The 23,997-nt window shown below is 59.1% G+C and carries 24 protein-coding genes and 1 other RNA gene; 16 read left to right on the forward strand and 9 right to left on the reverse strand.

Translation table 11 applies throughout. The features are described from left to right. Positions 1-33: 33 nt before the first annotated feature. Both ATK23_RS03050 and ATK23_RS03055 read right to left on the reverse strand, forming a co-directional pair. Positions 34-468, reverse strand: coding sequence for a hypothetical protein (locus tag ATK23_RS03050; RefSeq protein WP_052253602.1), 435 nt, complete (start codon positions 466-468; stop codon positions 34-36). Then, positions 465-1,241, reverse strand: coding sequence for an alpha/beta hydrolase (locus ATK23_RS03055; protein ID WP_066137546.1), 777 nt, complete (start codon positions 1,239-1,241; stop codon positions 465-467). The genes ATK23_RS03050 and ATK23_RS03055 overlap by 4 nt, the downstream gene beginning before the upstream one ends. Before the next feature lie 133 nt (positions 1,242-1,374). Here ATK23_RS03055 and ATK23_RS03060 point away from each other — a divergent pair, with 133 nt between their 5' ends. Both ATK23_RS03060 and ATK23_RS03065 read left to right on the forward strand, forming a co-directional pair. Next, the gene (locus tag ATK23_RS03060; RefSeq protein ID WP_066137548.1) at positions 1,375-2,046 is read left to right on the forward strand and encodes a lysophospholipid acyltransferase family protein; all 672 of its coding nucleotides are present in this window, start codon (positions 1,375-1,377) and stop codon (positions 2,044-2,046) included. Between the two features lie 71 nt (positions 2,047-2,117). Further along, positions 2,118-3,521, forward strand: coding sequence for a class II 3-deoxy-7-phosphoheptulonate synthase (locus ATK23_RS03065; protein WP_038990356.1), 1,404 nt, complete (start codon positions 2,118-2,120; stop codon positions 3,519-3,521). 72 nt (positions 3,522-3,593) lie between these two features. Here ATK23_RS03065 and ATK23_RS03070 read toward each other — a convergent pair whose 3' ends face one another. The 3 genes from ATK23_RS03070 to ATK23_RS03080 all read right to left on the reverse strand — a co-directional run bounded on the left by ATK23_RS03070 (position 3,594) and on the right by ATK23_RS03080 (position 10,862). Then, positions 3,594-5,810, reverse strand: coding sequence for a Stk1 family PASTA domain-containing Ser/Thr kinase (locus ATK23_RS03070; protein WP_066137550.1), 2,217 nt, complete (start codon positions 5,808-5,810; stop codon positions 3,594-3,596). Positions 5,811-6,012: 202 nt separating this feature from the next. After that, on the reverse strand, positions 6,013-6,261 hold the full coding sequence (locus tag ATK23_RS03075) for a WhiB family transcriptional regulator (RefSeq protein ID WP_013348560.1): 249 nt from the start codon (positions 6,259-6,261) through the stop codon (positions 6,013-6,015). 614 nt (positions 6,262-6,875) lie between these two features. Next, a complete protein-coding gene (locus ATK23_RS03080) occupies positions 6,876-10,862 on the reverse strand; it encodes an FHA domain-containing protein (protein ID WP_083515379.1) in 3,987 nt (1,328 codons plus the stop codon). Between the two features lie 96 nt (positions 10,863-10,958). Here ATK23_RS03080 and ATK23_RS03085 point away from each other — a divergent pair, with 96 nt between their 5' ends. The 14 genes from ATK23_RS03085 to ATK23_RS03150 all read left to right on the forward strand — a co-directional run bounded on the left by ATK23_RS03085 (position 10,959) and on the right by ATK23_RS03150 (position 21,926). After that, positions 10,959-12,179 (forward strand): TadA family conjugal transfer-associated ATPase, encoded by a 1,221-nt coding sequence (locus ATK23_RS03085; protein ID WP_038990359.1) that lies wholly within the window; start codon positions 10,959-10,961, stop codon positions 12,177-12,179. Positions 12,180-12,181: 2 nt separating this feature from the next. Continuing rightward, on the forward strand, positions 12,182-13,033 hold the full coding sequence (locus ATK23_RS03090; RefSeq protein ID WP_100339237.1) for a type II secretion system F family protein: 852 nt from the start codon (positions 12,182-12,184) through the stop codon (positions 13,031-13,033). Beyond that, entirely contained in the window at positions 13,030-13,971 is a 942-nt protein-coding gene (locus ATK23_RS03095; protein ID WP_066137554.1) for a type II secretion system F family protein, read from the forward strand. Before ATK23_RS03090 ends, ATK23_RS03095 begins: the two co-directional genes overlap by 4 nt. Positions 13,972-14,034: 63 nt before the next feature. After that, positions 14,035-14,268 carry a hypothetical protein gene (locus ATK23_RS03100; RefSeq protein ID WP_371858970.1) on the forward strand — a complete coding sequence of 78 codons (234 nt, stop codon included), beginning with the start codon at positions 14,035-14,037 and terminating at the stop codon, positions 14,266-14,268. Between the two features lie 6 nt (positions 14,269-14,274). Then, entirely contained in the window at positions 14,275-14,694 is a 420-nt protein-coding gene (locus ATK23_RS03105; protein WP_066137557.1) for a TadE family protein, read from the forward strand. Next, positions 14,687-15,133 carry a hypothetical protein gene (locus ATK23_RS03110; protein ID WP_083515380.1) on the forward strand — a complete coding sequence of 149 codons (447 nt, stop codon included), beginning with the start codon at positions 14,687-14,689 and terminating at the stop codon, positions 15,131-15,133. The genes ATK23_RS03105 and ATK23_RS03110 overlap by 8 nt, the downstream gene beginning before the upstream one ends. Positions 15,134-15,179: 46 nt before the next feature. Continuing rightward, entirely contained in the window at positions 15,180-15,581 is a 402-nt protein-coding gene (locus tag ATK23_RS03115; RefSeq protein ID WP_157066295.1) for a hypothetical protein, read from the forward strand. A 60-nt stretch (positions 15,582-15,641) separates the two neighbouring features. After that, the gene (gene prfB / locus ATK23_RS03120; protein WP_038990407.1) at positions 15,642-16,757 is read left to right on the forward strand and encodes a peptide chain release factor 2; all 1,116 of its coding nucleotides are present in this window, start codon (positions 15,642-15,644) and stop codon (positions 16,755-16,757) included. A 280-nt stretch (positions 16,758-17,037) separates the two neighbouring features. Further along, positions 17,038-17,835, forward strand: a complete 798-nt coding sequence (gene ftsE, locus ATK23_RS03125; protein WP_038990409.1) for a cell division ATP-binding protein FtsE — start codon at positions 17,038-17,040, stop codon at positions 17,833-17,835. Continuing rightward, positions 17,832-18,746, forward strand: a complete 915-nt coding sequence (gene ftsX / locus ATK23_RS03130) for a permease-like cell division protein FtsX (protein WP_066137562.1) — start codon at positions 17,832-17,834, stop codon at positions 18,744-18,746. Before ftsE ends, ftsX begins: the two co-directional genes overlap by 4 nt. Positions 18,747-18,853: 107 nt before the next feature. Continuing rightward, positions 18,854-20,263 carry a M23 family metallopeptidase gene (locus tag ATK23_RS03135; RefSeq protein ID WP_245858289.1) on the forward strand — a complete coding sequence of 470 codons (1,410 nt, stop codon included), beginning with the start codon at positions 18,854-18,856 and terminating at the stop codon, positions 20,261-20,263. Positions 20,264-20,317: 54 nt separating this feature from the next. Continuing rightward, positions 20,318-20,797 (forward strand): SsrA-binding protein SmpB, encoded by a 480-nt coding sequence (gene smpB / locus ATK23_RS03140; RefSeq protein ID WP_066137566.1) that lies wholly within the window; start codon positions 20,318-20,320, stop codon positions 20,795-20,797. Between the two features lie 113 nt (positions 20,798-20,910). After that, positions 20,911-21,279: a transfer-messenger RNA gene (gene ssrA, locus ATK23_RS03145) on the forward strand. A 173-nt stretch (positions 21,280-21,452) separates the two neighbouring features. Beyond that, entirely contained in the window at positions 21,453-21,926 is a 474-nt protein-coding gene (locus ATK23_RS03150) for a DUF2568 domain-containing protein (RefSeq protein ID WP_066137568.1), read from the forward strand. A 47-nt stretch (positions 21,927-21,973) separates the two neighbouring features. On the opposite strand, the gene crcB is transcribed toward ATK23_RS03150, so the two are convergent. Genes crcB through ATK23_RS03170 form a run of 4 tightly spaced genes read right to left on the reverse strand, consistent with a single transcriptional unit; the run spans position 21,974 to position 23,986 of the window. Next, positions 21,974-22,354: a fluoride efflux transporter CrcB gene (gene crcB / locus ATK23_RS03155; protein WP_066137570.1), complete on the reverse strand. Its 381-nt coding sequence runs from the start codon at positions 22,352-22,354 to the stop codon at positions 21,974-21,976. Continuing rightward, positions 22,354-22,815 (reverse strand): fluoride efflux transporter FluC, encoded by a 462-nt coding sequence (locus ATK23_RS03160; protein WP_066137573.1) that lies wholly within the window; start codon positions 22,813-22,815, stop codon positions 22,354-22,356. The genes crcB and ATK23_RS03160 overlap by 1 nt, the downstream gene beginning before the upstream one ends. Continuing rightward, the gene (locus tag ATK23_RS03165; protein WP_066137575.1) at positions 22,812-23,306 is read right to left on the reverse strand and encodes a universal stress protein; all 495 of its coding nucleotides are present in this window, start codon (positions 23,304-23,306) and stop codon (positions 22,812-22,814) included. The genes ATK23_RS03160 and ATK23_RS03165 overlap by 4 nt, the downstream gene beginning before the upstream one ends. A 50-nt stretch (positions 23,307-23,356) precedes the next feature. Further along, positions 23,357-23,986, reverse strand: coding sequence for a metal-dependent transcriptional regulator (locus ATK23_RS03170; protein ID WP_066137577.1), 630 nt, complete (start codon positions 23,984-23,986; stop codon positions 23,357-23,359). Positions 23,987-23,997: the final 11 nt, after the last annotated feature.

Genomic DNA, 23,997 nt, shown 5'->3' on the forward strand with positions numbered 1-23,997 from the left:
TAACCTACGGTGGTTCGTGCTCAAAGCCGTTTTCTAGACTTGCGCCCCATCATCTCCCGGATCGCGTTCAGTGGGAAGACGTTTAAGTAAGTATGCGACTCCGAGCAGGGCGATGATTCCCAAACCGAAATAAATGAACGCCGGAGCCGAGCGGAAAAACAGCACGCACAGCAGCAACCCCAGCGGGCCGCCAGCCGCGCCAGCCCAGGCGAGATTCAGCATCGGATCGCCAGAACCCAGTGCGGCGGGTGCTTCTGGAACGAACTCCTCGCCGGTGTCGTCGACTTCGTAGTCGCGTGGACCGCGAACCGCGGCAGGTCCGGTGTTGAACAGCTTCTCCAGCTGCGCCTTGCGCTCTTCGGCGCTGGGTTCGCGTGGTGCCGCGGCATCGAGCTGGCGGAAATTCTCGACCAGCTCATCCCATTGCGGGTCTTGCTGGTTCGAAGGATGGGCATCATCTGGATTCATGCGCGTTCCTCCTTGCGCTTCTGCTCCTTGGAGGCCAGCTGCGCGAAGAAGCGGGCCGATTCATGGAAGATCTGCTCGGCATCGTAATCCAGCGTGGCCACATGCTTGGAGTGCAGGAGCATATGGTGCTCGGCCAAGGTGCCCGGGTTCAAGCCCCCGACTAGTTCGCGCACAGATTGCTCCGAGACCACGTTGTCGACGGTGGACCGGAAGAGCTGCACCGGGGCGCTGACCAATTCCAGGCGGCGGCGGGTCTGGGCAAAGAGCGCGTGGAGTTCGGCTACTGCCGCTACCGGGGTCCGCGGGTAGGCCCCTTCATCGACGCCGCGCTTGGCAATGTCATTGCTGATCGGGGCGACAGTGCGCACGGCATGCTTGAGCCAACGGGTATAGGACGCCAAGCGGGAATCCACGACCAGTCCCGGGTTGACCAGCGACACACCAGCCACGTTGCGCCGGGTCGCCAGATGCAGAGCCAGCGCGCCACCCATGGAAAGTCCGGCGACGAATACCTGCTGGTGGGTCCTGGCGAGCTCGTCGAACGCTTCTTCGGTGGCATGGATCCACTGGTCGTACCCTCGGCCGACCATGTCCTGCCACTGTGTGCCGTGGCCTGGCAAAAGCGGGACGTCAGTGTCGAACCCGGCCAGCTCCAGGGAATCCGCCCAAGGCCGCATGGCGACGGGGGAGCCGGTAAAACCATGGATCAAGAGCACTGCGTTGGAGCGCACGGGCTCATTGAGCGGAGTATTGCCTTCATCGATTTTCATCATGGTACCCTCCCGAATTCTGCCTACACCTCCGAGCGTAGTGCACAATTGAATGGTGCGGAGTGCGCTTCGACCAGCAAGGTCGCGGTTTCTCTTCCCGCGTAGCTGGTCAACTAGAAGAAGGACTTTTCCCGCCGTGCTGTACGACTTCCTCAAGCGTTTCGCTGTCCGGCCAATTATCCGAATTTTCTTCCGCGTCAAGATCCAGGGCATCGGCAATGTGCCGGAAACCGGCGCGGCAATCCTGGCTTCGAATCACTTGTCGGTGTGCGACTCGGTGTTCCTCCCGGCTGCGTTGGACCGCACCGTCATCTTCCTGGCCAAGGACGAGTACTTCAATGGCACCGGTATCAAAGGCAGGATCACCGCGTGGTTCTTCCGCAACATCAACCAGCTGCCCATGGACCGGTCGGGCGGGCAGAAATCGGCGGCCTCGCTGGCCAGCGCCAAGAAGGCGCTGGAGCAGGGACAGGTGCTGGGCATCTATCCCGAAGGGACGCGTTCTCCGGATGGCCGGTTGTACCGAGCCAAGCTCGGTGTCGCCAAGCTCGCCTTGGAGACCGGCGCACCGGTGATACCGATTGCGATGATCGGTACCGACAAGGTGCAGCCCATCGGCCAGAGCCTGCCGCATCCGGGAAAGGTCGGCATCAAGATCGGCAAGCCGCTGACCTTCGAGCACCTGGGCGGCCAGCCATCGAACCCCGAAACGCTCCGTGCCTGCGCCGACGAAATCCGCAAGGCGATCAATGTCCTCTCAGGCCAGAGCTACGTGGATATCTACGCACCGCGCAAAGCGAAGAAGTAGCAGCGCACCAGCGGCAGTGTTACGGCTCGTTGTTACATTCGTCGCGGTGCTTTGAGCCGACGCCACGTAGAATGGGCAAGGTGAGCGAAGAAAACCGAACCCCATTGCCTGGCTCCTCTGTAGCCGGCCCCGCCACCGATCCGCAACTAGATTTGTGGCGTGAACTGCCAATTGCCCAGCAGCCGACCTGGCGTGAGCACAAGGACTATCAGTCCTCCATCAAGGAATTGGGTTCGCGTCCGCCACTGGTATTTGCCGGCGAAGTCGACGTATTGCGCGAACGACTGGCCGCGGCGGCCCAAGGCAAGGCCTTCTTGCTGCAGGGCGGCGACTGCGCCGAAACCTTTGCCGACGCGACCGCAGACAAGATCTCCTCGCGTGTGCGCACCATCTTGCAGATGGCCGTCGTGCTGACCTATGGCGCCTCGATGCCGGTCATCAAGATGGGGCGCATGGCTGGCCAGTTCGCCAAGCCGCGCTCCTCGAATGACGAAACCCGAGATGGTGTAACTTTGCCGGCATTCCGCGGCGACATCGTCAACGGCTTCGATTTCACGCCGGAGTCGCGTGCCCACGATCCAAAGCGCATGGTGCAGGCCTACAACACCTCATCTGCGACGTTGAACCTGATCCGCGCCTTCACTCAGGGCGGATTCGCCGACCTGCGCAGCGTGCACTCTTGGAACAGCGGCTTCATGGCCAATCCGGCGCACTCCGCCTACGAGCAGCTGGCCGGAGAAATCGATTCGGCCATCCGCTTCATGGATGCCTGCGGAGCAGACTTCGAGGCGCTCAAGCGCACCGAGTTCTTCGCCTCCCACGAAGCCTTGCTGCTGGACTACGAGCGTGCGTTGACCCGTACCGACTCCCGCACCGGCCTGCCGTACGCGACCTCGGGCCACTTCCTGTGGATCGGCGAACGCACCCGCCAGCTGGACCACGCCCACGTTGATTTCCTTTCGCGCGTGCGCAACCCAATCGGCGTGAAGCTGGGCCCAACCACGGATCCAGAAGATGTCTTGGCGCTGATCGACAAGCTCGATCCGAACCGCGAGCCGGGCCGACTGACCTTCATCACCCGCATGGGTGCGAAGAACATCCGCGAGAAGCTGCCGAACCTGGTGGAGAAGGTCACTGCATCAGGAGCACAGGTTCTGTGGGTTACCGACCCAATGCACGGCAACACGGTCACCAGCCAGAACGGCTACAAGACCCGCAACTTCGAAGACGTCATGGACGAAGTCCGCGGCTTCTTCGAGGTGCACGACTCGCTGGGCACCTTCCCGGGCGGTCTGCATGTGGAGATGACCGGCGACGATGTTGCTGAGTGCCTCGGCGGCGCGGATCCGATCCGCGAGGAAGACTTCGATTCGCTGTATGAGTCGCTGTGCGACCCGCGGCTGAACCACCGCCAGTCCCTGGAAATGGCCTTCCTGGTCTCCTCGGCACTGCAGAGCCGCAGCCGCAATCGCTAGCAGCTAGAAAAGTAATCCGGTTCCCCAAGCGGGAACCGGATTATTTTTTGTGAACTGGAAGCGCCAACGGCCCTAGAAAGCGTAGATGCTGATCTCGCTGCCGCGCACGGCTTGCTGGTGCAGCGGAGATTGCATGCGCACGGTTTGGCCGAAACCGCCAAAGACATCATGGGTCTTGACGGTGAAACCGGCGGATTCCAGCGTCGTAACGGCTTCTTCCACGTCCATGCCAATCACGGACGGGATCTGGACGTACTCCGGTCCTTGCGAAAGATTTACCGTCACGGTGCTGCCATATGGGACGGTGCCCTGAGCTGGATCCTGGAGTGCGATGAGGTCTTTTTCGACCGTCGAGGAATGGACGGCTTCATCTGCCTCAAGCTCCAGGCCAACCGCCTCAAGCTTCTCCTTGGCCGCCTCCTTGCCAAGGCCGATGACCGAGGGAACGCTGACCGGAGCATGTCCCTTTGAAATGGCAAGGGTGATGATGTTCTTCCTCGGCAATTTCTCGTCGGCGGCCGGGGTGGAACTGATGACTTCGCCCTCCTTGACCGATTCCGAGTAGGCTTCGGTGGTCTTAATGTCCTCGAAGCCGACCTCGGCCAGGGCCGTGGTGGCCTGCTCAAGGGTTTTCCCGGCAACATCCGGAACCGCAAAAAGCTGCGGCCCTTGTGAAACGATCAGGTCGATTCCCTGGAACTTCATGATGTTTTCGCCGGTTCCAGGTTGCGAATCCACCACCCGGCCGATGGCAATCTCATCGTCGTAGGTGGTGCCTATGCGAACGGGAACGCCTTGGCCGTCCATCTGCGCGACTGCCTGGGACTGGAGCATTCCGGTCAATGACGGGATGCGGATAATTGTTCCGGGGCCGCGGCCGAAGAACCATCCTGCGCCGGCCACCAGAGCGACGACGAGGATCCACATCAGCGTGATGACGAACCTCTGCGTTCCGGTGCGCGGCTGGCGCAAACTGTGGGTGGGCACCTGGGCTTCCTTGCGCCACTTCCTTGCGGCTTGCTTCTGCGCACGCTTCTGGCCACGGACCGACAGCGGAGCTTCATCGGCTTCGCAATGTTCTTCGGTTGATTCCAACTCATCGCCACGGGAGTACACCGACGTCGCGGCAATTCCAGGATCCGAGCCGGGATCAGCCGCACGAGGCGGGGCCAAAGTGGCTTGCGCGTCGCGAAGGTCCAGGACCTCGGTGGCATCGGCGGCGGCAATGACCGTCGTACGATCAGGATCGGCTGGAGCATCATCTAGTTCGTAGCCGGCCTCTTGCTGTGCAGCGTTCCGCTCCAGCCACAGCTGTTCACGTTCTTCCTCGCGCTCGCGCTGCATCGCATCAAGGCGCTGCTGCAGCGTCGTAGGCATCTGCGCGAATGCTTGCGGTGCGAGATCTTCGATCCCGCCGAGATCCTCGGCACCGACATCCAATTGCGCATCGCTGAGCGTGGAGCGGATCTGGATGATCTCCTCCAGCAGCAATGATGCATCCTGCGGACGCTTTTCCGGATCCTTCTCGGTGCACCATCGAACGAGTTCATCGAGATCTTCGGCCAAATCGGGAACCAGGTCCGAGGGCAGGGGCATGGGGGAGTCCAGATGATGTTTCATCAATGCGGCTGCATTGGTTTCGGTATACGGCAATTGCCCCGTCAGCATCTGATAGATCATGATGCCCAGGGCATAGATGTCGCTGCGCGAATCGGCTGGCGAGCCTGAAACCAGTTCAGGAGAAACATGGGATAGCGTTGCCACGAGCGTCGCCGACTGGGTATGGGCGCTCGCGGCACGGGCCAAGCCGAAGTCGGTGACTTTGACTTCACCGGTATCGGAGAGCAGCACGTTGGCCGGTTTCATGTCCCGGTGGATGATGCCCTCGCTGTGCGCGGCGCTGAGACCGCGGCAAATCTGCTCAAGGACGCTGAGGGCCTGGCGCGGTGTAAAACGCCCGCGTTCCTCTATGACCTGTTCGAGATTGCGCCCGCGAACATATTCCATCACGAGGTACACCAGATTGTCGCTCACGTTGTGATCTCGGATTGAAACCACATTCGGATGGGTGATATTCGCGGCGATGACAGCTTCAGATTCGAATCGTTCACGAACCGTGGACTCGCTGGCAAAGTTGTCATTCAAGATCTTCACGACAACGGCTCGGTGCAACCGCTTGTCCATGCTGCGGTAGATCCGTGACATGCCACCCAGAGCGAGCAGATGGTCGAGCCGGTAGCGGCCATCCAGCGTCTTGCCCAGGTTCGGGTCGGTCGGGGCCGGGCTCATTTTGCGGACGCACCTGCCTGAACGGTGCGCGCGAAGCGGGCCAGAGTCACTAACGGATCCTTTCGAACATGAATACTACTTTTAATGTACCTAGGTGAGCTGACAATTTGCCGTTTAAACTCGAAATCCGCCAGTGGTGTTGACCGCTGGCGGATTTCGTATAGCGTCTCGGGTTGCGAGAATTACCTCGAGCGCAGCTCAATTAGGAAGCGCGGCGAGCTCGTGCTGCGCGACGCTTCAAGGCACGGCGCTCATCTTCGCTCATGCCGCCCCATACCCCTGCGTCCTGGCCGGACTCAATGGCCCACTGCAGGCAGGTTTCAGTTACTTCACATCGACGGCAGACGCTCTTGGCCTCTTCGATCTGCAACAGGGCCGGACCGGTGTTTCCCACTGGGAAAAACAGTTCCGGGTCCTTTTCCAGACACGCCGCGCGGCTACGCCAATCCATGCTTATTGATGCTCCTTGAAATCTGAGAGGGTCTGAAACGCCAACGGCAATCAACACACAGGCAACAACGACCTAGGAGTGAAATGAATTCCTGGTTGCCTAGTGGTTAACTTCTGGCGTTTCGAAAGGTCGGTGAAGTCCATTCGGGCACTTCGTTTAACCAACCACATAAGGTTTTCATGTAACGCGGAAGTAAACAAGAGTCACGGAAGTGAAAAGTTGCTGAATGCCTGAGGGCTTTCTCACATGGCATTTGGCACCTGGATCCGCTAGTTATCGGTGGTGTGGCGCGAACAACAGCGAAAGTCAGTTGTTGCGGTTTGAGTTCCTGTAGAAGGTCAACGAAAATTGTTGATGTGAGCAACGAAAATACAACCTCGTCCCGCCCAACCAGTGTTTTCGTGGTTGCCGCGCTGGTCCTGATTGAAGCACTGGCCACTCTGGCGTACGCCATCAGCTACATGCTGAACCTGGATGCCAATGGAACAGTCAACATGGGCGGGCAGCTATTCATGCTGGCTCTTTGCTTGCTGCTTGCTGTTTGGCACGGCTCGGTTGCCATTAACTTCTTTAAGGGAAAAGCTTTTACTCGTGCTCCGATTATCGTTTGGCAACTATTCCAGCTCATCCTCTCCGTTTCGTTCCTGAGCTCCGACATCCCGATGGTGACGGCCGCGGCGGTCCTGTCCATTGTGATCGCGGGAACTACTGTGGTGATGCTCTTCGCCCCGAAGACGACCGCTTTCCTCGGAGACCGGCCGAATCGCTGAAAGCCCGCCAGATAATTCGTACGGAATGTGAATCACACGAGGGTTGCCTCGTTTAGAGATGATGGCGGCCCAATAATCCTTGAACCCTTGGTCAATCTCCGGGTGGATCGGCGGCCAGTTCATCGGTTGAAGATCCTGCGGATGATGGGCTTCGACAACAATCACCTGGCGATCATCTAGCCCGTTGACGCTCATTCCCAAGTCGTAGGCGATCCTGTTGGACGGTGGAACGAATAGCACGACACCGATCCCACTGGACTTCAGTGCCTCAATGATCGGCGGCAGGCGCGAATCGCTAGTGGTTTCCAAGTACACGCAGAGCAATTCCTGCCGGTCCCCGGATGAGGCGTCATCGAGAGCCCGGACGAACCGATCCAAGTCCGACAAGCCGCAAATATGCATGGCGTTCCAGCGCCCAGAGAGCACATCGCTCAACTGCCCGCGCTGTAGCGTATCGGGACAGAGCACAATGGCTAGTTGCCCTGCTGGTCGAGGCACGGCTTCACCATCAAAGGGCGAGAATCCCAGAAAAGTTTCCGGGCGCAGCGCAGATCCTGCAAAGATCTCTCTGGCCGTTGGCCGGACCGGCCAGGCGCTATCGGCGACGCCAGCCGAATGTGCGTGGGTGAGTTGGAAGACTTGCGGCGGTTGCCCGGAACTTAGTTTGACTCCGCGGCCAGGCAGCGGAGAACAGTCCGGAATCTTGGGCCAGATCATCTTCAACGACTCGGTGGCGTTGAATGGGAAAAACCATTGCTCGGTGCAAAGACCAGTGGACTTCAAGGCATTCTGGTCCCGGTCGACTGAACAAAGAACCATTGGCGATTCAGGCCCGCCGAAGCGCAATAGCGTACCGAGTGCTTCATCCAAGCGTTGAAAATGCTGGGGGTGGATGTTGGACTGCAACTGGGTGAGTGAATGTACAAGAATGATCAATGCCGGATCCTTCGGCATGGATTCCACGAAGTCGACAGCTTCGAAGAAGTCGTAGGGATCTTCACCGGTGACAACTTTGAGGTTCTTGGCGGCATCAGGAACTGGTGATGGACCGAAGCACAATATTTTTCTTGTCGAATCGGCAAGAGAAGCAAATAGCGTGCGTGCACCGGCTTCAGGCAGGCCGCAGATCAACGTTGATCGTGAACGGGCAGGGTCGAGGACCAACGGCTCGAGCCGGGCCAGATGCAGGTTATCTGCAATACCGCAGCAGATAGCCCCGCGCTCCTTCCCCTCCCAAGACTGCGGCGAAGGCCATGGTTCTGATGGCAATGGCAACGCCGGGGCAAAACCGGATGCCGGCAGCTCCGTACCTGACCATCGTGAAGAAAGCTCGGAGGCATGGTCGCGCAATGGATCTCCGGTTGCTGATGCAACGCTCTTCTCGAATTGGCACAGGGGAAGCAAGGTGAGATCTTGGCGATTCCGCTCGAATAATTCGCCGTGCAGAGGTGGCTCGATGGCCAGATGGAATTGCAGGCACCGAGTTGGCTTGGAAGCACTCTTGATGATCGCCTGGCCAGGGAAGAGGAATTTGGATGCTTGGACGGAGCCAACCAGTTCGATCGATTCGCCTGGGTCGTTGACCCTCAAGGCGATTGTCGTGTTCAAGTTCGCCTTGGTTTGCCCGGTCAAGGCGCCAGCCGGTCGTTGCGTACTGAGAATCAGGTGGATACCGAGAGCCCGGCCTACCGCAGCCAAGCGATCAATTCTGGCGCTGGCTTGAGGCAGGGTTTCGATGAAGACGCGGAATTCGTCAATGACGACTACCAAGCGAGGCAGGACTGGGCCTGGTTCAGCGAGATCTTGATATTCGGCAATGTCGCTGCAACCGTGATCCGCCAAAAGCTCTTCGCGCCGATGCACTTCATGCTCCAATTGCTCTAAAGTACGCTGAGCCGCGGCTTCATCAAGGTCGCTTGCGAAGAGCTGGACGTGGGGCAAGCCTGCATAAACACCGAGCCCAGCTCCACCCTTGAAATCAATGAGCACGAGAGCGAGCTGAGCCGGCGAATAGTTGCAGGAAAAATCTGCGATGATACGCCGGAGCGCTTCTGACTTGCCCGAGCCGGTCGTGCCGCATACCAGTACGTGCGGACCGTCCTCGTGAAGGTCGAGGAACACGTCCTCTTGCTGGTCATCCAGACCCAGAAGCGCGCGTAGGCACCAGGAGCCAGATGGACTTGAGTCTGGATTCTCTGTTGCTGCTTTCTTAGGCAGCTGCACATATTGCTGCACCATCTTGTCGAACCGAGCGAGGCTCAGCGTGCCCAGGCTCTGAAGAACTAGCCGTTCGTCGGGCAAATGCGCACAGACGGGGCTTGGAACAATCCAATTCTCCACAGACTCGGACAGTACCGGCGAAATGCCCAGCACCAGTGTGCCGCATATGGGCTGCGGTGATTGGGCAGTGACGTACAGCGTCGCCAGACCGGCTTCTTCTTTCCTGAGGAAGCTCGATTCATCGGAATCGGACAGATGGGACATGCAGACGTTGTTCATCAAGAGCAATGACGCAGGAAGACAGCGAATACTGGGATCGATCACCAGCCGTAGCTGGCCGGCATGTATAGCCGGGAGGTAACGCGCAAGAACTGCGGCGAGGATCGATCCCGCACTTTGCCCTTGCACAGTCTTCAATTGCCAGACGCCCGGGGTGCTTGGGAAGAACACCGGACCAAACCAGGGCGCATCCGTCTTCGTCTTTCTGAGGCCTCGAAATATCTTGCGCACGCCCGTGGGAGAAGGACGAGAGAATTCTTGGGGAGACCACAGGCCCTCGCCCCAAACCAAGGGTGGTATCCGATTACAGGACAGGCCCAAAGACGAAGCATCCAGTCCAGCTACGAACGCTTCGCCAAGGTCCGGGGAGTATCTCGTTCTTGCGGCGATCGCGGACGTCCGCTGCTCTTGCATTTCGCTTTTCCACCGACGCCGTTCCACCACCAGCTGACCCGCAGGTACCAGCCCCATCAGGGCAGAAACGCCGCTCAAGACCAGGAAGAGCATTGAACCGGTAACCACGGCAAGCAAGACGCCGGAAATGATCGGAACAAATGCGGCTAAGGCCATTGCAATCAATCGGGACAGTTCGGGCTTTGAAGGTGACTGGATTTCCAACTGTTCGGAGGAGACCAGATGACCGGAGTCGGCAGCTAATGGATCGCCTACGGCGAATTCGGTGTTGCCTAGCCGGAAGCGTGATCCTTGCTCCAGCTCGACGGACTGGCGGTGGCTTCCATCTGGCATGGCAATTTCTTGCTCGGCACACGCGTGCAGGTGCAAGCCCTGTGCTGTCACGATGACCTTCGCATGATTCCTGGAAACCAGCGGATCTTCCAACCAGAGCGGAGCAGTTCGGCCGATGGCATGCTCTCCCTTCGTGAGCGGAATCCAGGCACCAGCGTCGGGGCCGCGAAGCACTAGCAGCTTGAGGCGCGAAGCAGCGGTGCCTGAGACGAGAGCGGGCTGGGGCAGTTCATGGAGCACGAGGCGATCGGCAGCTGACAGAGTCTCCAATTCTTCTATACGCGTTGCTCCCGCAAACCATCGATGGTCCGGGAAGTTCCGCTGCAGGAGCGCGGCGAGCTGCTCGCCCGAGATTCGCCCGGACATGACAAGTTCGAATTGTCTCGGATGCTGGAATTTTCGGGAAACCAGAAGCAATTCATAGCGGACCATGAGCCCTCCTGAAGGTGATGGAAAGTAGCCTTTGCCATCAAAACCAGCAATTTGGTCGGCATCGGGAAATATAAATCCCATTGTGGAGAAAGAATTAAGAACTATCCACAACTGCAGCAACCTCTTGAAAGCGGTCTCCGCTGCAGATAGCATCCCTTGTCATACGAATAGGTATGCTGCACCGACGACGCGCTCGCCGATGGTCCCCGACTTCGGGATCCTCCAACAGGAAAGCCAAAGGAGCCAGTGGTGGATGCGCTGTCCATTGTCGAAGACGAAGTACGTGAGCTGGTCCGGCGTCGCGGATTGGACCCAGCCAAGCAGCCAGCGATGATCCGGGCCTTAATCGATGAAGTCATCCGAGACTACGACGAACGCGCATTGCTTGGAGCTGTGCCTTCACTTGGATCGCTAGAGGCCGCCCAACGTTCAGTTTTCGACAACGTGTCCGGTTTTGGACCATTGCAACCCCTGCTGGATGATCCTTCTGTCGAGGAAATTTGGGTCAATTCACCGCATCAAATTTTTTGCGCCAGAGGCGGCCAAAGCGAACTGACCCACATCCGCATGGAATCGGCCGAAATTGCAGCCCTGGTAGAACGGATGCTCAAGTCCTCTGGCAGACGCCTGGATCTTTCCCAACCATTCGTCGACTGCCAGTTGCCCGATGGGTCTCGTCTGCACGTCGTGATTCCGGATATCACCCATGAGCATTGGGCCATAAACATTCGCAAGTTCATAGCACGCGCAGGAAAGCTCGAAGACCTGGTCGAGCTCGGATCATTGAGCGAGCAAGCGGCGAGGTTCCTTTCCACCGCCATCGGCGCAGGTCTTAATGTCATCGTGACTGGACCTACCCAGGCCGGAAAAACCACAATGCTCAACTGCCTGGCATCAGCGATCGGCCCCAGGGAACGAATCATCACCATCGAGGAAATTTTCGAGCTCAATCTCTCGCTACGGGATGTCGTTGCGATGCAAACTCGTCTCGCCAATCTTGAAGGAACTGGCGAAATCACCATGCGCCGATTGGTCAAGGAAGCTCTGCGCATGCGCCCTGAACGCATCATTGTCGGCGAGGTTCGCGAAGCAGAGTCCTTGGATATGCTGATTGCGTTGAACTCGGGAATCGCGGGGCTGTGCACCTTGCATGCGAATTCTGCCCGTGACGCGATCACGAAAATTTGCACCTTGCCTCTGCTTGCCGGACCGAACATCACCAGCGACTTCACCATCAAGACGGTAGCCGCATGCATTGACCTAGTTGTCCATTGCGTACGAAGCCCCCAGGGCCATCGCTACGTCAACGAAATTCTCAGTGTGCGCAATCGCGTGGAGGAGGGGCAAATTGAGTCCTCGACGCTTTTCGAACGGCAGGCCGATCGCCTGCAACCGGCCAGGGGTGCTGATTGGTCCCATGAAAAGTTCGATGTAGCTGGCATCAACATTGCCGAACTGATGGCGGTGTAGCGGTGGTTGCTTTCTTTGCTCTCCTTGGCGGGCTGGGCATTGCCCTCATGGTTGACTGGTTGCTGTTTGCCCCGTGGGAGAAATCGCCTAAACGCAGCTCGGCGATCAAGAACGCATTGCTCCATGCGGGCATGGGCAATCTGGCGCCGGCAAAATTCATCGCAATTTGCGCGGTCTGCGGGCTGACTTTCGCGTTGGTGACCTTGGGACTCACCGCTTCGTGGCTCTTCGCCGTCGTGTTTTGCCTCTTTGGGTCATTTGCACCATGGGTTTATCTGCGCCATCAGGCAGCTAAACGCCACGCGGCGTTGCAAGAGCAATGGCCCGACGTGGTTGACCACTTGCGAAGCGCCATCCGGGCAGGTCTCTCGCTTCCTGAAGCCTTGAGCCAGTTGGCAGTTGTGGGACCGGACGTATTGCGGCCTCTATTCCGGGACTTCGCCTTGGATTATCGAGCCACCGCGAACTTCTCTGTGGCACTGGACCAGCTGGGCGAACGATTGGCAGACCCGGTAGCTGACAAAATTCTTACGACATTGCGCATCACCCGTGAGGTCGGAGGCACCGACTTGGGCCATACGCTCACAACGTTGTCGGCGTTCCTGCGAGATGACGTGAGAACACGAGGAGAACTCGCGGCCAGGCAATCATGGATTGTTTCAGCAGCACGTCTGGCCGTTGCGGCGCCGTGGATCTTGCTGCTGGTCCTGGGCACCCAGGAAGCTGCGAAAGATGCGTATATGACATTCGGGGGAGTGATCGTGCTCGGCCTCGGCGTGGTGGTTTCGTTCGTCTGCTATCGAATTATGCTCCGGCTCGGTACCTTGCCGGTAGAAGAACGAGTGCTGGCATGAGCAGCTATACGTCATGGGCGGCGCTTTGCGGTTTGGGACTTGGTCTGGGTCTATGGCTGGTCTTCGTGAACCTGCCGGGCTGGCGCAGAATGGCCTTCGCTGATCGTATTGCGCCGCACGTCCGTGTTGGCGTTCGAAGCTCGCGCATGCTTGAAGACTCCTGGCACTCGGACTCCGGGCACTCGGCTTTGGGCCAGCTAGCTGCCCCCATGCTGCAACAAATCAAGAAGCTGGCTAGCTTGCACAGTCCTTCTGCCGGTACGCTCCGGAAGCGCCTGAACGCTGCAGGATTGGACATGAGCCTCGTTGACTATCGGTCCCAGGAAATCGTTTATGCTTTGGCTGGTTTGGTAGCAGGTTCTGCATTCATGGCTCTTGCTGCCGTCCAGTATCACGTTTCTTTGTTCTTGTCAGTGCTGGTTGTCATTGGTTTCGGAATTTCGGGCTACGCCTTGCGTGGTTGGTGGCTTGGCGAACAGATCCACCGGCGGTCTAGAAAAATACTGACTCAATTCCCCACCGTGGCCGAGGTGCTGGCGCTAACTGTCGGCGCGGGCGAATCCACAACGGGAGCAATCGAGAGAATTTCGCGAATCTGCCATGGAGTGATCGGCGAGGAATTCACGAAGACCTTGAACGACATTCACGCAGGTACGCCGATGGTCCAAGCTATGCAGAATATGTCTGACCGGATGCAAGTCGGGGCGATGACGCGCTTTGTCGATGCGATCGTTGTTGCCACAGAGCGGGGCACGCCCTTGGCACAGGTGCTCAGAGACCAGGCGCAGGATGTTCGCGATGCGTCGAAACGCGAACTGATGGAAGTTGCCGGAAAACGTGAAATTTCCATGCTCATCCCGGTGGTATTCGGCATTCTGCCGCTCACGATCGTTTTTGCCGTATTTCCCGGCCTAGCGTTATTGGAGATGAGCTACTGAACGGTGCATAGAAAATCTTGAACCTCTCACTTTGAATTTTTTTAGCACGTTGGAAGGGCTGTCATGAACCACGTACAACAAATGATGCTCAAACTGGCAATGCAGATCATCGCGGCCGGTGAACTACTCATTCATAAGCTTTCTCCGAAACTCAGGGATAGCAGAGGCGACGTTCCGGGGTGGGTCATGATCACGCTCATGTCTGCTTTGCTGGTCGCCGCGTTGCTGGCCATCGCAGGACCTAGGCTGCAGGACCTGTTCAACCAGGCAATCGATCGAGTTTCCGGATTGGGATAACCGCGCATGAGCTTTGGTGCGCGGTCATCCGGAATTCTGCGCTCCGTGGAGCCCACGCGCAGCGAGCGCGGGTCTGCTGTAGCGGAATTTGTCATGGTGACAACGTTGCTTGTGGTGATCGCAATGACGCTTGTCCAACTCGCGCTGGTTCTGCATGTGCGAAATACGCTGATTGACGCGGCTTCCAACGGCGCCCACTACGGTGCATTGGCCAATCGTTCAGCGGCCGATGCCCAAGGCAGAACCCGGACATTGATCACCGAAAGCTTGCATGGTGGATTCGCCCGTGACATTGCCGTGAGCACCACTCCTGTAGGGGACAGCCAGATGGTTACCGTATCGGTCAGCACCCGAGTGCCATTGATCGGGCTCTTGCCCAATGGGTGGGACTTGCACGTGGAAGGAGAAGCAGTGCGTTATGGGTAGGGCCAAAAATCTGGCTACCGCCATACATCGCAGAATTCGGGATGGAGATCGTGGAAGTGCGGTAGTGGAATTCGTTTTTGCTTCAACCGTCTTGCTGATTCCCCTGGTGTACTTGATACTGGCCGCCGGCCAGCTTCAAGGAGGCAGCTATGCCGTGGTTGGTGCTGCCGATCATGCCGCCAAGGTCTTTGCCGCCGCCGAAGACCCTGTGCAGGCGAGGAACGATGCACACGCTGTCGTGCGAAGAACCATGCACAATTTTGGGTATCGCAACGCCCGCACTTCAATTCGTTGCGAAATGGAATGCTTGAGCCCGGGCAGTGTCGTCACCGTGACTGTAGCCTTGGATGTCCCGCTGCCTTTCGTATCCGAATGGGTCGAGGCGTCCGCATTCACCGTGGATTCCTCCGCGTCGCAAAGGACTGATCGATTTGGCTAGGCCGCAGCGTGCCGTCCTGAATCTGCGGAATGAGGATGGGCAATCCTTGGTGCTGGCAATCGGCCTGTGCGCCATCACATTGCTGACCATTTCCGTGGTGCTGGCAGCCAGCGCCGTCAATCTCAAAGCGCGTCAGCTGTTGTCAATTGCCGACGGAGCGGTCGTGGCTGCCGTAGACGAATTCGAGTTCGTTGCGGACAACGGCAACCCAAGGATCCAGCTCGACCAGCAACGCGTGCAGCAAGCAGTGCAGCAGTACCTGTCAGACGTTGGTGCGGCCGGCCGGGTCGAGAATCTGCGAATCGGCCGGGTCCAGATCATGCCCGATGGCCAAGGCGCGAATCTCCAGTTGAGTGGTTCGGTGCAACCGCCGATAGTAGGGTGGCTAGTTCCCGGTGGAGTGCCGATATCAGTCGAATCATCCGCTCGAACCGTATTGAGCAGGTAATCACCACGTTGGCCGCCGGACTCAATGATCAGAAGCCAAATGACGTAGTCTTAGAAGACCATGGCAAAAACTGACTTCTCCGCTGAAATCCGCTCACTGCGTTCTACATTCTCCGCAATTGAAGACGTGAGCGATGTCGAGCAGATCAAAGCTGACATCGCAGTCCTCTCGGAAGAAGCGGGCGCTCCCAACCTCTGGGATGATCCGGCCGCTGCTCAAATCGTCACCAGCAAGCTATCCCATCGCCAATCCGAGCTGGAACGGCTGACTCGGCTGCAGACGCGAATCGATGATTTGGAAGTCCTGGTTGAGCTTGCCGAGCTCGAGGAAGACGACGATACGCTGGATGAAGCGGACAAGGAGCTCACCAGCATCCAGAAGGCCCTCGCTGAACTCGAGATAGTCACCCTCCTCAACGGCGAATTCGATGCCCGAGGTGCGGTTGTCACGATTCGCTCCGGTGCCGGCGGTGTTGATGCCGCGGACTTCGCGGAAATGCTCCTGCGCATGTACCTGCGTTGGGCTGAACGCCGTGGATACAAGGCCACTGTCATGGACACTTCGTACGCCGAAGAAGCCGGCCTCAAATCGGCAACCTTTGAAATTGATGCCCCGTATGCCTTCGGCACGCTCTCCGTAGAAGCCGGTACCCACCGCCTGGTGCGCATCTCGCCATTCGATAATCAGGGTCGTCGCCAGACATCGTTTGCGGCCGTGGAAGTTGTGCCGCTGATTGAGCAGACCGACACTATCGAAATCCCGGAATCTGAAATCCGCGTGGACGTGTTCCGCTCTTCGGGGCCTGGTGGCCAGAGCGTTAACACCACCGACTCCGCGGTACGCATGACGCATATTCCTACCGGCGTCGTCGTCTCGATGCAGAACGAGAAATCGCAGATCCAGAACCGTGCTGCCGCGCTTCGAGTTCTGCAGTCGCGCTTGCTGCTCTTGAAGAAGGAGCAGGAGGACGCGCAGAAGAAGGAACTCGCCGGCGATGTGAAGGCATCTTGGGGTGACCAAATGCGCTCCTACGTGCTCAACCCGTATCAAATGGTCAAGGACCTGCGAACCGAACATGAAGTGGGCAACACCCAGGCGGTGCTTGACGGTGAAATCGACGACTTCATCGATGCAGGCATCCGCTGGCGTGCAGGACAACGCCGACCAAGCAAGTAGGCGGTCTCGCTGACACTGACCGCGGTGGACGCTTCTGTCATGCAGGGTGTAAGCATCATCACCGTTGCGGATCCTGCTGCGCCAATTACAGCTAGTCATGCCGAAGCAGCGCACTTCGCGTTAGCTGGACGTACGGCATGAATCTTGCAACACGCCTTATATTTCGGCTGGTTCGCAACCTTGCACCGATAGTGTTTGGAAGACTGGCGCATCAATAGACGTTTGATCTCGAGATTGGTGTTCGTGGGTCGCGCCCCGACGAAGACTAGCGATTGAAGACATGATTAAATTCGAAAACGTCTCGATGGTTTACGAGCCGAAGCAGCAGAATGCGGCTTTGGACGAGGTAAGCATCGAGATAGACCGTGGCGAATTCGCCTTCCTGGTTGGTGAATCCGGTTCGGGTAAGTCGACCTTCCTCAGCTTGGTGCTGCGCGAAAAGCGCTCCACCGACGGATCCGTCTACGTGGCCGGACAGAACCTCAACCGCATACCGAGCCGTCGTGTGCCCAAGCTGCGCCGCGACATTGGATTCGTTTTCCAGGACTTCCGCCTCTTGCGTGAGCGTACGGTCTTCGACAACGTCGCGTTCGCCATGGAAGTCATCGGTGCCTCCCGTGCCCAAATCCGCGAGCGAGTGCCGGACGCATTGAAAATGGTCGGCCTCGAAGACAAAGCACGCCGCAAGCCAACCGAGCTTTCCGGTGGCGAGCAGCAACGCGTTGGCATTGCCCGCGCCATTGTGAACAGGCCGTCGATCCTGCTGGCCGATGAGCCTACTGGCAACCTTGACCGCAAGAACAGCATCGAAGTGATGAACGTGCTCAATCGCATCAACCAGAACGGCACGACCGTCCTGATGGCTACGCACGCGCACGAGCTGGTGAGCGAATACCGCCACCGCGTTATTGAACTGAAACGCGGACGAGTCATCCGCGATGAAATTGATGGCCAGTACACGCCGATGACCACTGTGGTGAACCAGGACGGCTCGCGTGAACTGCTCGTCGGCGATTCGGCCGTGGAATACGACGAAGAATCGCAGGTTGCCGAGGATAAGAAAGACGAGGACCAGTGAGACTAGGATTTATTCTCCGCGAAGCGGCGAAGGGCCTGCGGCAAAACGTCGTCATGGTTGTTTCTGTGGTGCTGGTGACCTTCGTATCGTTGACCTTCGTCGGCGCTTCGGTATTGCTTCAGCTCCAGATCAACCAGATGAAGGGCTACTGGTACGACCGCATGGAAGTCGCGGTGTACCTCTGCGATGACACGAGCACCTCACCGAACTGTGCCGGCAGTGCGGTCACCGAGGAACAGCGGCAGGACATCGAGGAGATGCTCAAGTCCGAGCAGCTCGCCCCATACATCAAGGAATTCGCCTACGAATCCAAGGAACAGGCGTACGAGAACTTCCTTGACCAATACGAGAACTCCGCGTTGGTCGACCAGGTCACTGCAGAACAACTTCCCGAATCCTTCCGCGTCGCACTCGTTGATCCGGAAAAGTATCCGGTGATCAACGAAGCGTTCTCCACCGTTGACGGAGTTGACTCGGTAATCGACCAACGCGAACTGCTTGAAAAGGTATTCCAGTTGGTGCGCGTGGCTTCCGCTGCCGCCGCCGTCGTGGCAATCGTGATGATTGTTTGCGCGGTGCTGCTCACCGGGACGACCATTCAGCTCTCGGCCATGCACCGGCGGCTCGAAACAACCATCATGCGGCTGGTCGGCGCTTCGAAAGCAACGATTCAATTGCCATTCATCATCGAAGGCGTGATCGCGTCGCTGATTGGCGGCCTGCTGGCGTCGGGCACCCTGTGGTTGCTGCTGAAGTTCCTCGTTGAGGACAAGTTGGCCAACGAAAACGTCGGTGTAGCGTTCATCTCTACCACCGAAATATGGCTAGTTGCTCCGATACTCTTGATTATTGGTATCGTTTTGGCCACAATTTCATCAGTGGTAACGTTGAAGCGTTACCTGAAGGTTTAGCCGAAACGTTATCTAGGCTTGAACTGAAGTACGCAATTTCTTAAAGGAGCTTTATGCTGTCGAACGCCGTGCGACGTAAATTCTTACGCGCCTCTATCGGTGGAGCTATGGCTCTTGCGCTCACTCTGCCAGCAGGCCTTGTGGTCGCTGACGAGCTGGACGACAAGAAAGCTCAGGTCGAGAAGAACATCGAAAACCTCGAGACCGACATGGAATTCCTGGATGCCGACATCCAGGAAACCGACAAGAAATTGCGTGACCAGCAGGCGCAGGTACCCATTGCCCAGCAGGCATTGGCTGACGCGCAAAGCCGCGTAGCCAATGCCCAGGCCACCCTCTCCGATCTGAACAACCGCTTGATCAGCGCGCAGGCGACTCGTGATGAAGTGGCCCAGCAGATCGAAGAAAACGCTGCGAAGCTGTCCGAAGCGGAGGACGCGATGGCGCAGATCGCCGCGGAAGCCTATAAGCGCGGCGGTGTCTCGGGCGGGCTGGACATGATCCTCAACATGGATTCGGCAACCAAGATGGCCGACGGCCTGGACATGGCCAATCGTGCAATGGAATCCCAGAATGCCGCATACAACGATTTGGCCCAGGAACAGGCCAATAACGAAAGCAACAAGCTTCGCCTGGTTGCCGTGGAGAAGGAAATCTCCTCGCTGAAAGCCCAGGCAGAGGAAGCTTTGGCGCAGGAGCAGGCAGCGCGAGATGCTGCGCAGAACGCCAAGAACGAGCTGGATGCACTGGTAGCCAGCACCGAAGCGCTCAGCGCCGAACTCGAAGCGCAGAAGCCGCGCATCCAGGCGAAGCTGGAATCGCAGCAGAAGGAATACGCTGCGGTCAATCAGCAGATCAAGGAACGCCAGGAGCGCCTGATCCGGGAAGCCGCCGAGCGCAAACGCAAGGCAGAAGAAAAGGCGCGTCGCGAAGCAGCGGCCGAGCGAAAGCGCATCGCTGAGGAAAAGGCCGCCTACGAGGCTGAGCAGGAGCGCAAGGCTGCCGAAGCCCGAGCGGAGAAAAGAACCTACAAGAAGAAGCCCTACGTTGCACCGAAATCCCAGCCGAAGTCTTCGGACTACGCCGAGCCAAGCAGCTGGGGATTGATTAAGCCGACCACCAGCGACCGTTTGACCTCGACCTTCGGATGGCGCCCAACGCCAGCCGGAACCATCGATTACGGTGGCCGCGGCGGCTATGTGCACGCGGGTATCGACTGGGGCTTCGGAGGCCAGTGCGGCTCGCCCATCATGGCGGCAGCATCCGGCGAAGTCTGGATGGCCGGATGGGGTGGATCCTCGGGCAACAAGGTCACCATTTCGCATGGGGTCATCAAGGGCAAGGCCCTGGCCACGAACTACCACCATATGTCCCGCATCGCGGTCAGTGTCGGCCAGCATGTGAAGCAGGGCCAGGTCATCGGCTACGTTGGCACCACCGGCAATTCGACCGGCTGCCATCTGCACTTCGAAACGATCATCAATGGATCACATGTGAACCCATTGGGACTTCTCTAGCGCTAGACTTGTAGTCTGTGCGCGGGAATCCGCCCGCGACATGCAAGGAGTAACGTGGCTAAGAAGAACCAAGAAGATCGAGTCATCGCGAGCAACCGCAAGGCGCGCCACGATTTTGAAATCCTCGACACCTTCGAAGCTGGCATGGTGCTCACCGGTACCGAAGTGAAGTCGCTGCGCGAAGGCAAAGCTTCGCTCGTTGACGGTTTCGGCCAGTTCTACCGCGATGAGCTGTACATTGAGAATGTCTACATTCCCGAGTACCTCAACGGATCGTGGACCAATCATGCGGCTCGTCGTCGGCGAAAGCTCTTGCTGCACCGCCAGGAACTGCTCAAGATCGAGCGCAAGATCGGCGAAGCCGGCCTGACTGTCGTACCGCTGAGCTTGTACTTCAAATCGGGTCGGGCGAAGCTGGAAATCGGTGTCGCCCGCGGTAAGCGCGAGTACGACAAGCGGCAGGCCCTGCGCGAAAAGCAGGATAACCGCGAAGCACTGCGTGCCATGCGCGAACGCAACCGCGGCAACGCGTAAGCAGAGGTTGTGGCGCATTTCGCATTGGGGCAACCCGGCGTGATGCGCTATGATTGATGAACACGCCCTAGGGTGTGGTTGCATCCGGGAAACCGGGACTGACAACAAAATACGGGGATGATCGGTTTCGACGGTGTGAGTCGCGACAGATGAAGCGGGCCGAGGACGCAAAGTTATCTCGTAAACGCTCTTTGCAAACCAATAAGTGCCGAATCAAAGCGCACTGACTTCGCTCTCGCTGCCTAAGCAGCCAGACGGTCCGTTAGCCAGGGGACGCTATCGCCCCTGTTCCTAACGTCATTTAGATAGCCAATGTATTCAGCAGTTGTTGCCGCTGCTGGGTACACATTCAGGCAACTGTGCCCGGATCAACCACTTGTTTGCGTGATGGTTGGGGCAGAGAAAATCCACAGCAAACTGCGCCCGGAGAAGACCTGGCAACACCACATCGGACGGGAGTTCAATTCTCCCCATCTCCACAATTTCCGGCTCCGGATCCAAGCCCGCAAGCTTGGATCCGGAGCTTTTTGTTTGCCTTGAAGTCAGCCGCCGCATCGCGAGCCTGTTCGCGGGATGGAGAATTTGCACATAGACTTGAGATGAAAGTCGAAGGCTTTGAAATGCCGCGTGCAGAAACGGAGTGAGATTGAAGTCGATGGGTAAAAAAAGTTCCCAGCGGGTATCGCCTTTCCTCTCAGCAACCTATGCCGCAGTGGCTTTCCTCTTGGAAGTCGGGCTGCTGTTCGCGGCGGCACTCGCAGCTATCGCCTTCATCCCCTGGCCGACCATTCCAGCAATACTCGTCGTGGTCATTCCGCTGCTGATCCTGTGGTCGATCTTCTTCTCACCGAAGGCAGTCATCAAGTTGCGGCTGCGGACGCGCCTGCTCTTGATCCATATCATCTACCTCATCGGCGCCTACGTGCTTTGGCTGAGCGTCGATCATTCCTTCTATGACCAGTCCCAGATCTGGGCGATTGCGATGCTCTCGTTGACCGGTATCAGCGCCATATTGGTCATCGCCACCGGAGGGTACGTAGTTCCGCACGATCGCACCAAGCGGCCGCCGAAGGACCTTCCCAACCGGGCCCGGACGGGCGCACCCAAGGGACGCCGCGCAGCACGCTAGCGAACGGCACATGCCAAGCCTTCCGGCTTGGCATGTGCTATTTCCGGCTAGAAGAGCCCAGCCAGCTGGAAGCCGAGCCACGCGGCAAGCACGGCTCCAACCAGCGTGCCCAGGGCGTTGGCCAGGCTGGCCGCGATGCGGCCTGACTGCAGCAGCCGGACCGTTTCGAAGCTGGCCGTGGAAAACGTCGTGTAGCCGCCGAGCAGTCCCGTACCGATGGCCGCCAGCCATTGCGCAGACAGCAGCTGCTGGGCCAGCAGCCCGGTCAGCACGCCGAGGGCGAAGGAGCCTGAAAGGTTGACCAGGATCGTCCCCCAAGGCAGAGGGGCGGGAAGCCACCGCCTGATCAGGACATCAATCACGAAACGCAGGCAGGCGCCAAGGCCGCCGCAGAGCGCAACCGTGAAAAACAAGCCGGGGGAGAGCACTACCGGGCTCCTCCCGCTGTTCGGGCCGCACGCCTCGCCGCGAGGGCAATGCCGCACCAGGTAGCCAAAGCGCCGCAGATCACCGTGGGCAGAGCATAGGCCAGCGCCGGGAGCACCGCACTGGATGAGAACAGCAGCATGCTGTCGGTGGCCAGCGCACTGTAGGTGGTGAAGCCGCCCATGACACCGGTGCCCAGCAGCAAGCGCTGCCGGCGGCGCCGTCCCTCGCTGCCGCCGCCGTGCGACAGCGCCTCCAGCAGCAGGCCGAGAAGGAAGGCTCCCAGCATGTTGGCGGCGAAAATCGCGATCGGGAAACCGCCAGCGGAAGGCAGCAGCAGGCCCAGTCCTTGCCGGGCGGCTGTCCCGGCGGCGCCGCCAAGGAACACCAGCAGCAGGGAACCCGGGGCCAGGGAAGAAGGCGGCACGGTGTTCTGCGCGCTGCGCGATGGCGGAGGGGTCATGAACTCTGGATCTGTTCTGCTTGGCGGGCGGGGAGTGGCGGGACCAGAAGCACCGGATGGCGCTGGCGGTGCGTCAGATGCAACGCCACGGAGCCGTTGAGCAGCTCGCGGATGACGTTGGCCATGGATCGCTGGCGGACTCCGAGCACGATCAGCGCCGCATCATGCCGCACGGCAAGCCGCGCCAGCTGCTGCCCTGGCCCGCCAGCGGTGGCGTGCGCCTGCCAGTGGACTTCCGTGCCCGCAAGCTGGGCCTCGAGCTGGAGCAGCAGCTCCTGCGGGAAGCGGACGATGGCTTCCTCACCGGATTCGGGATCCAGCGGTGCGCTGCGTACGGTGCCGTCGGGCAGTTCTTCGAGAGGGTAGCCGGTGGCATCGACATGCACGCACAGCAGCCCGGTGCCCAGTGCGCCAGCCAATTGCGCGGCAGTGGCCAGCACGTGGGGATCGAACCGGTCGGGCACGCCGAGAATGATCGGTCGCTGCTCCATCCGGCCTCCCTGGGGTCTTGGGCTGTTCTTCATTCTCGCACAGCCCGCAGCTAGGCCTTGCGCACCCAGATCAGCGAGGCCTCGATGAAATCCAGCTGATGCGGCAGCTCGATCCCCGCCCCGGGCACCAGGCCCTGGGCGGCGGCACGGCGCAGGAACTGCGGATCTTCGTCGCTGATCCGGTCGATGACCGCTCTGCTTCCGGTGAAGCGGTCCAGCCGGATCGCGGCCGACACCGGCAAGGTCCCGTCGGCGCTGGGGATCGCATCTCCGTGCGGGTCATGGCGCGGGTGGCCCAGCCGGGCATCCAGGGCGTTGATGAACCGGTCGGTGACGGTGTGCTCCAGGGCCTCGGCCTCGTCGTGGACCTCGTCCCAGCCGTAGCCCAGCTCGTCGCGCAGGAAGGTCTCCAGCAGCCGGTGGCGGCGCACCATGCGCAGCGCCTCGCGCCTCCCGCTCTCGCTGAGCGTGATCGCCCCGCGCGGCACGTGGTTCACCAGCTCCTTGGCGGCGAGCTTTTGCACCATGGCGGTGGCCGAGGCGGGGGACAGGCCCAGCTGGTCGGCCAGCGCACCGGTGCCGACTTCGGCGTCTTCCCATTCGGTGAGCGCGTACAGCGCCTTGAGGTAGTCCTCTTCGCTGGTGGTCAGCCCGGCCGGTCCGCGGCGTGCAGGTGCCATGATCGTGCCGG

The sequence above is a fragment of the Glutamicibacter nicotianae genome (assembly GCF_002797775.1).
Lineage (GTDB): Bacteria > Actinomycetota > Actinomycetes > Actinomycetales > Micrococcaceae > Glutamicibacter > Glutamicibacter nicotianae.

Coding starts and splice junctions, on each gene's coding strand:
- ATK23_RS03110 (WP_083515380.1), top strand. CDS start 14,687: ATGGGTAGGGCCAAAAATCTGGCTACCGCCATACATCGCAGAATTCGG.
- ATK23_RS03070 (WP_066137550.1), bottom strand. CDS start 5,810: ATGAGCCCGGCCCCGACCGACCCGAACCTGGGCAAGACGCTGGATGGC.
- ATK23_RS03165 (WP_066137575.1), bottom strand. CDS start 23,306: ATGGAGCAGCGACCGATCATTCTCGGCGTGCCCGACCGGTTCGATCCC.
- prfB (WP_038990407.1), top strand. CDS start 15,642: ATGGCAAAAACTGACTTCTCCGCTGAAATCCGCTCACTGCGTTCTACA.
- ATK23_RS03160 (WP_066137573.1), bottom strand. CDS start 22,815: ATGACCCCTCCGCCATCGCGCAGCGCGCAGAACACCGTGCCGCCTTCT.
- ATK23_RS03170 (WP_066137577.1), bottom strand. CDS start 23,986: ATGGCACCTGCACGCCGCGGACCGGCCGGGCTGACCACCAGCGAAGAG.
- ATK23_RS03095 (WP_066137554.1), top strand. CDS start 13,030: ATGAGCAGCTATACGTCATGGGCGGCGCTTTGCGGTTTGGGACTTGGT.
- ATK23_RS03100 (WP_371858970.1), top strand. CDS start 14,035: ATGAACCACGTACAACAAATGATGCTCAAACTGGCAATGCAGATCATC.
- ftsE (WP_038990409.1), top strand. CDS start 17,038: ATGATTAAATTCGAAAACGTCTCGATGGTTTACGAGCCGAAGCAGCAG.
- ATK23_RS03080 (WP_083515379.1), bottom strand. CDS start 10,862: ATGCTATCTGCAGCGGAGACCGCTTTCAAGAGGTTGCTGCAGTTGTGG.
- ATK23_RS03065 (WP_038990356.1), top strand. CDS start 2,118: ATGGGCAAGGTGAGCGAAGAAAACCGAACCCCATTGCCTGGCTCCTCT.
- ATK23_RS03150 (WP_066137568.1), top strand. CDS start 21,453: ATGGGTAAAAAAAGTTCCCAGCGGGTATCGCCTTTCCTCTCAGCAACC.
- ATK23_RS03055 (WP_066137546.1), bottom strand. CDS start 1,241: ATGATGAAAATCGATGAAGGCAATACTCCGCTCAATGAGCCCGTGCGC.
- ATK23_RS03050 (WP_052253602.1), bottom strand. CDS start 468: ATGAATCCAGATGATGCCCATCCTTCGAACCAGCAAGACCCGCAATGG.
- ATK23_RS03075 (WP_013348560.1), bottom strand. CDS start 6,261: ATGGATTGGCGTAGCCGCGCGGCGTGTCTGGAAAAGGACCCGGAACTG.
- ATK23_RS03135 (WP_245858289.1), top strand. CDS start 18,854: ATGGCTCTTGCGCTCACTCTGCCAGCAGGCCTTGTGGTCGCTGACGAG.
- ATK23_RS03105 (WP_066137557.1), top strand. CDS start 14,275: ATGAGCTTTGGTGCGCGGTCATCCGGAATTCTGCGCTCCGTGGAGCCC.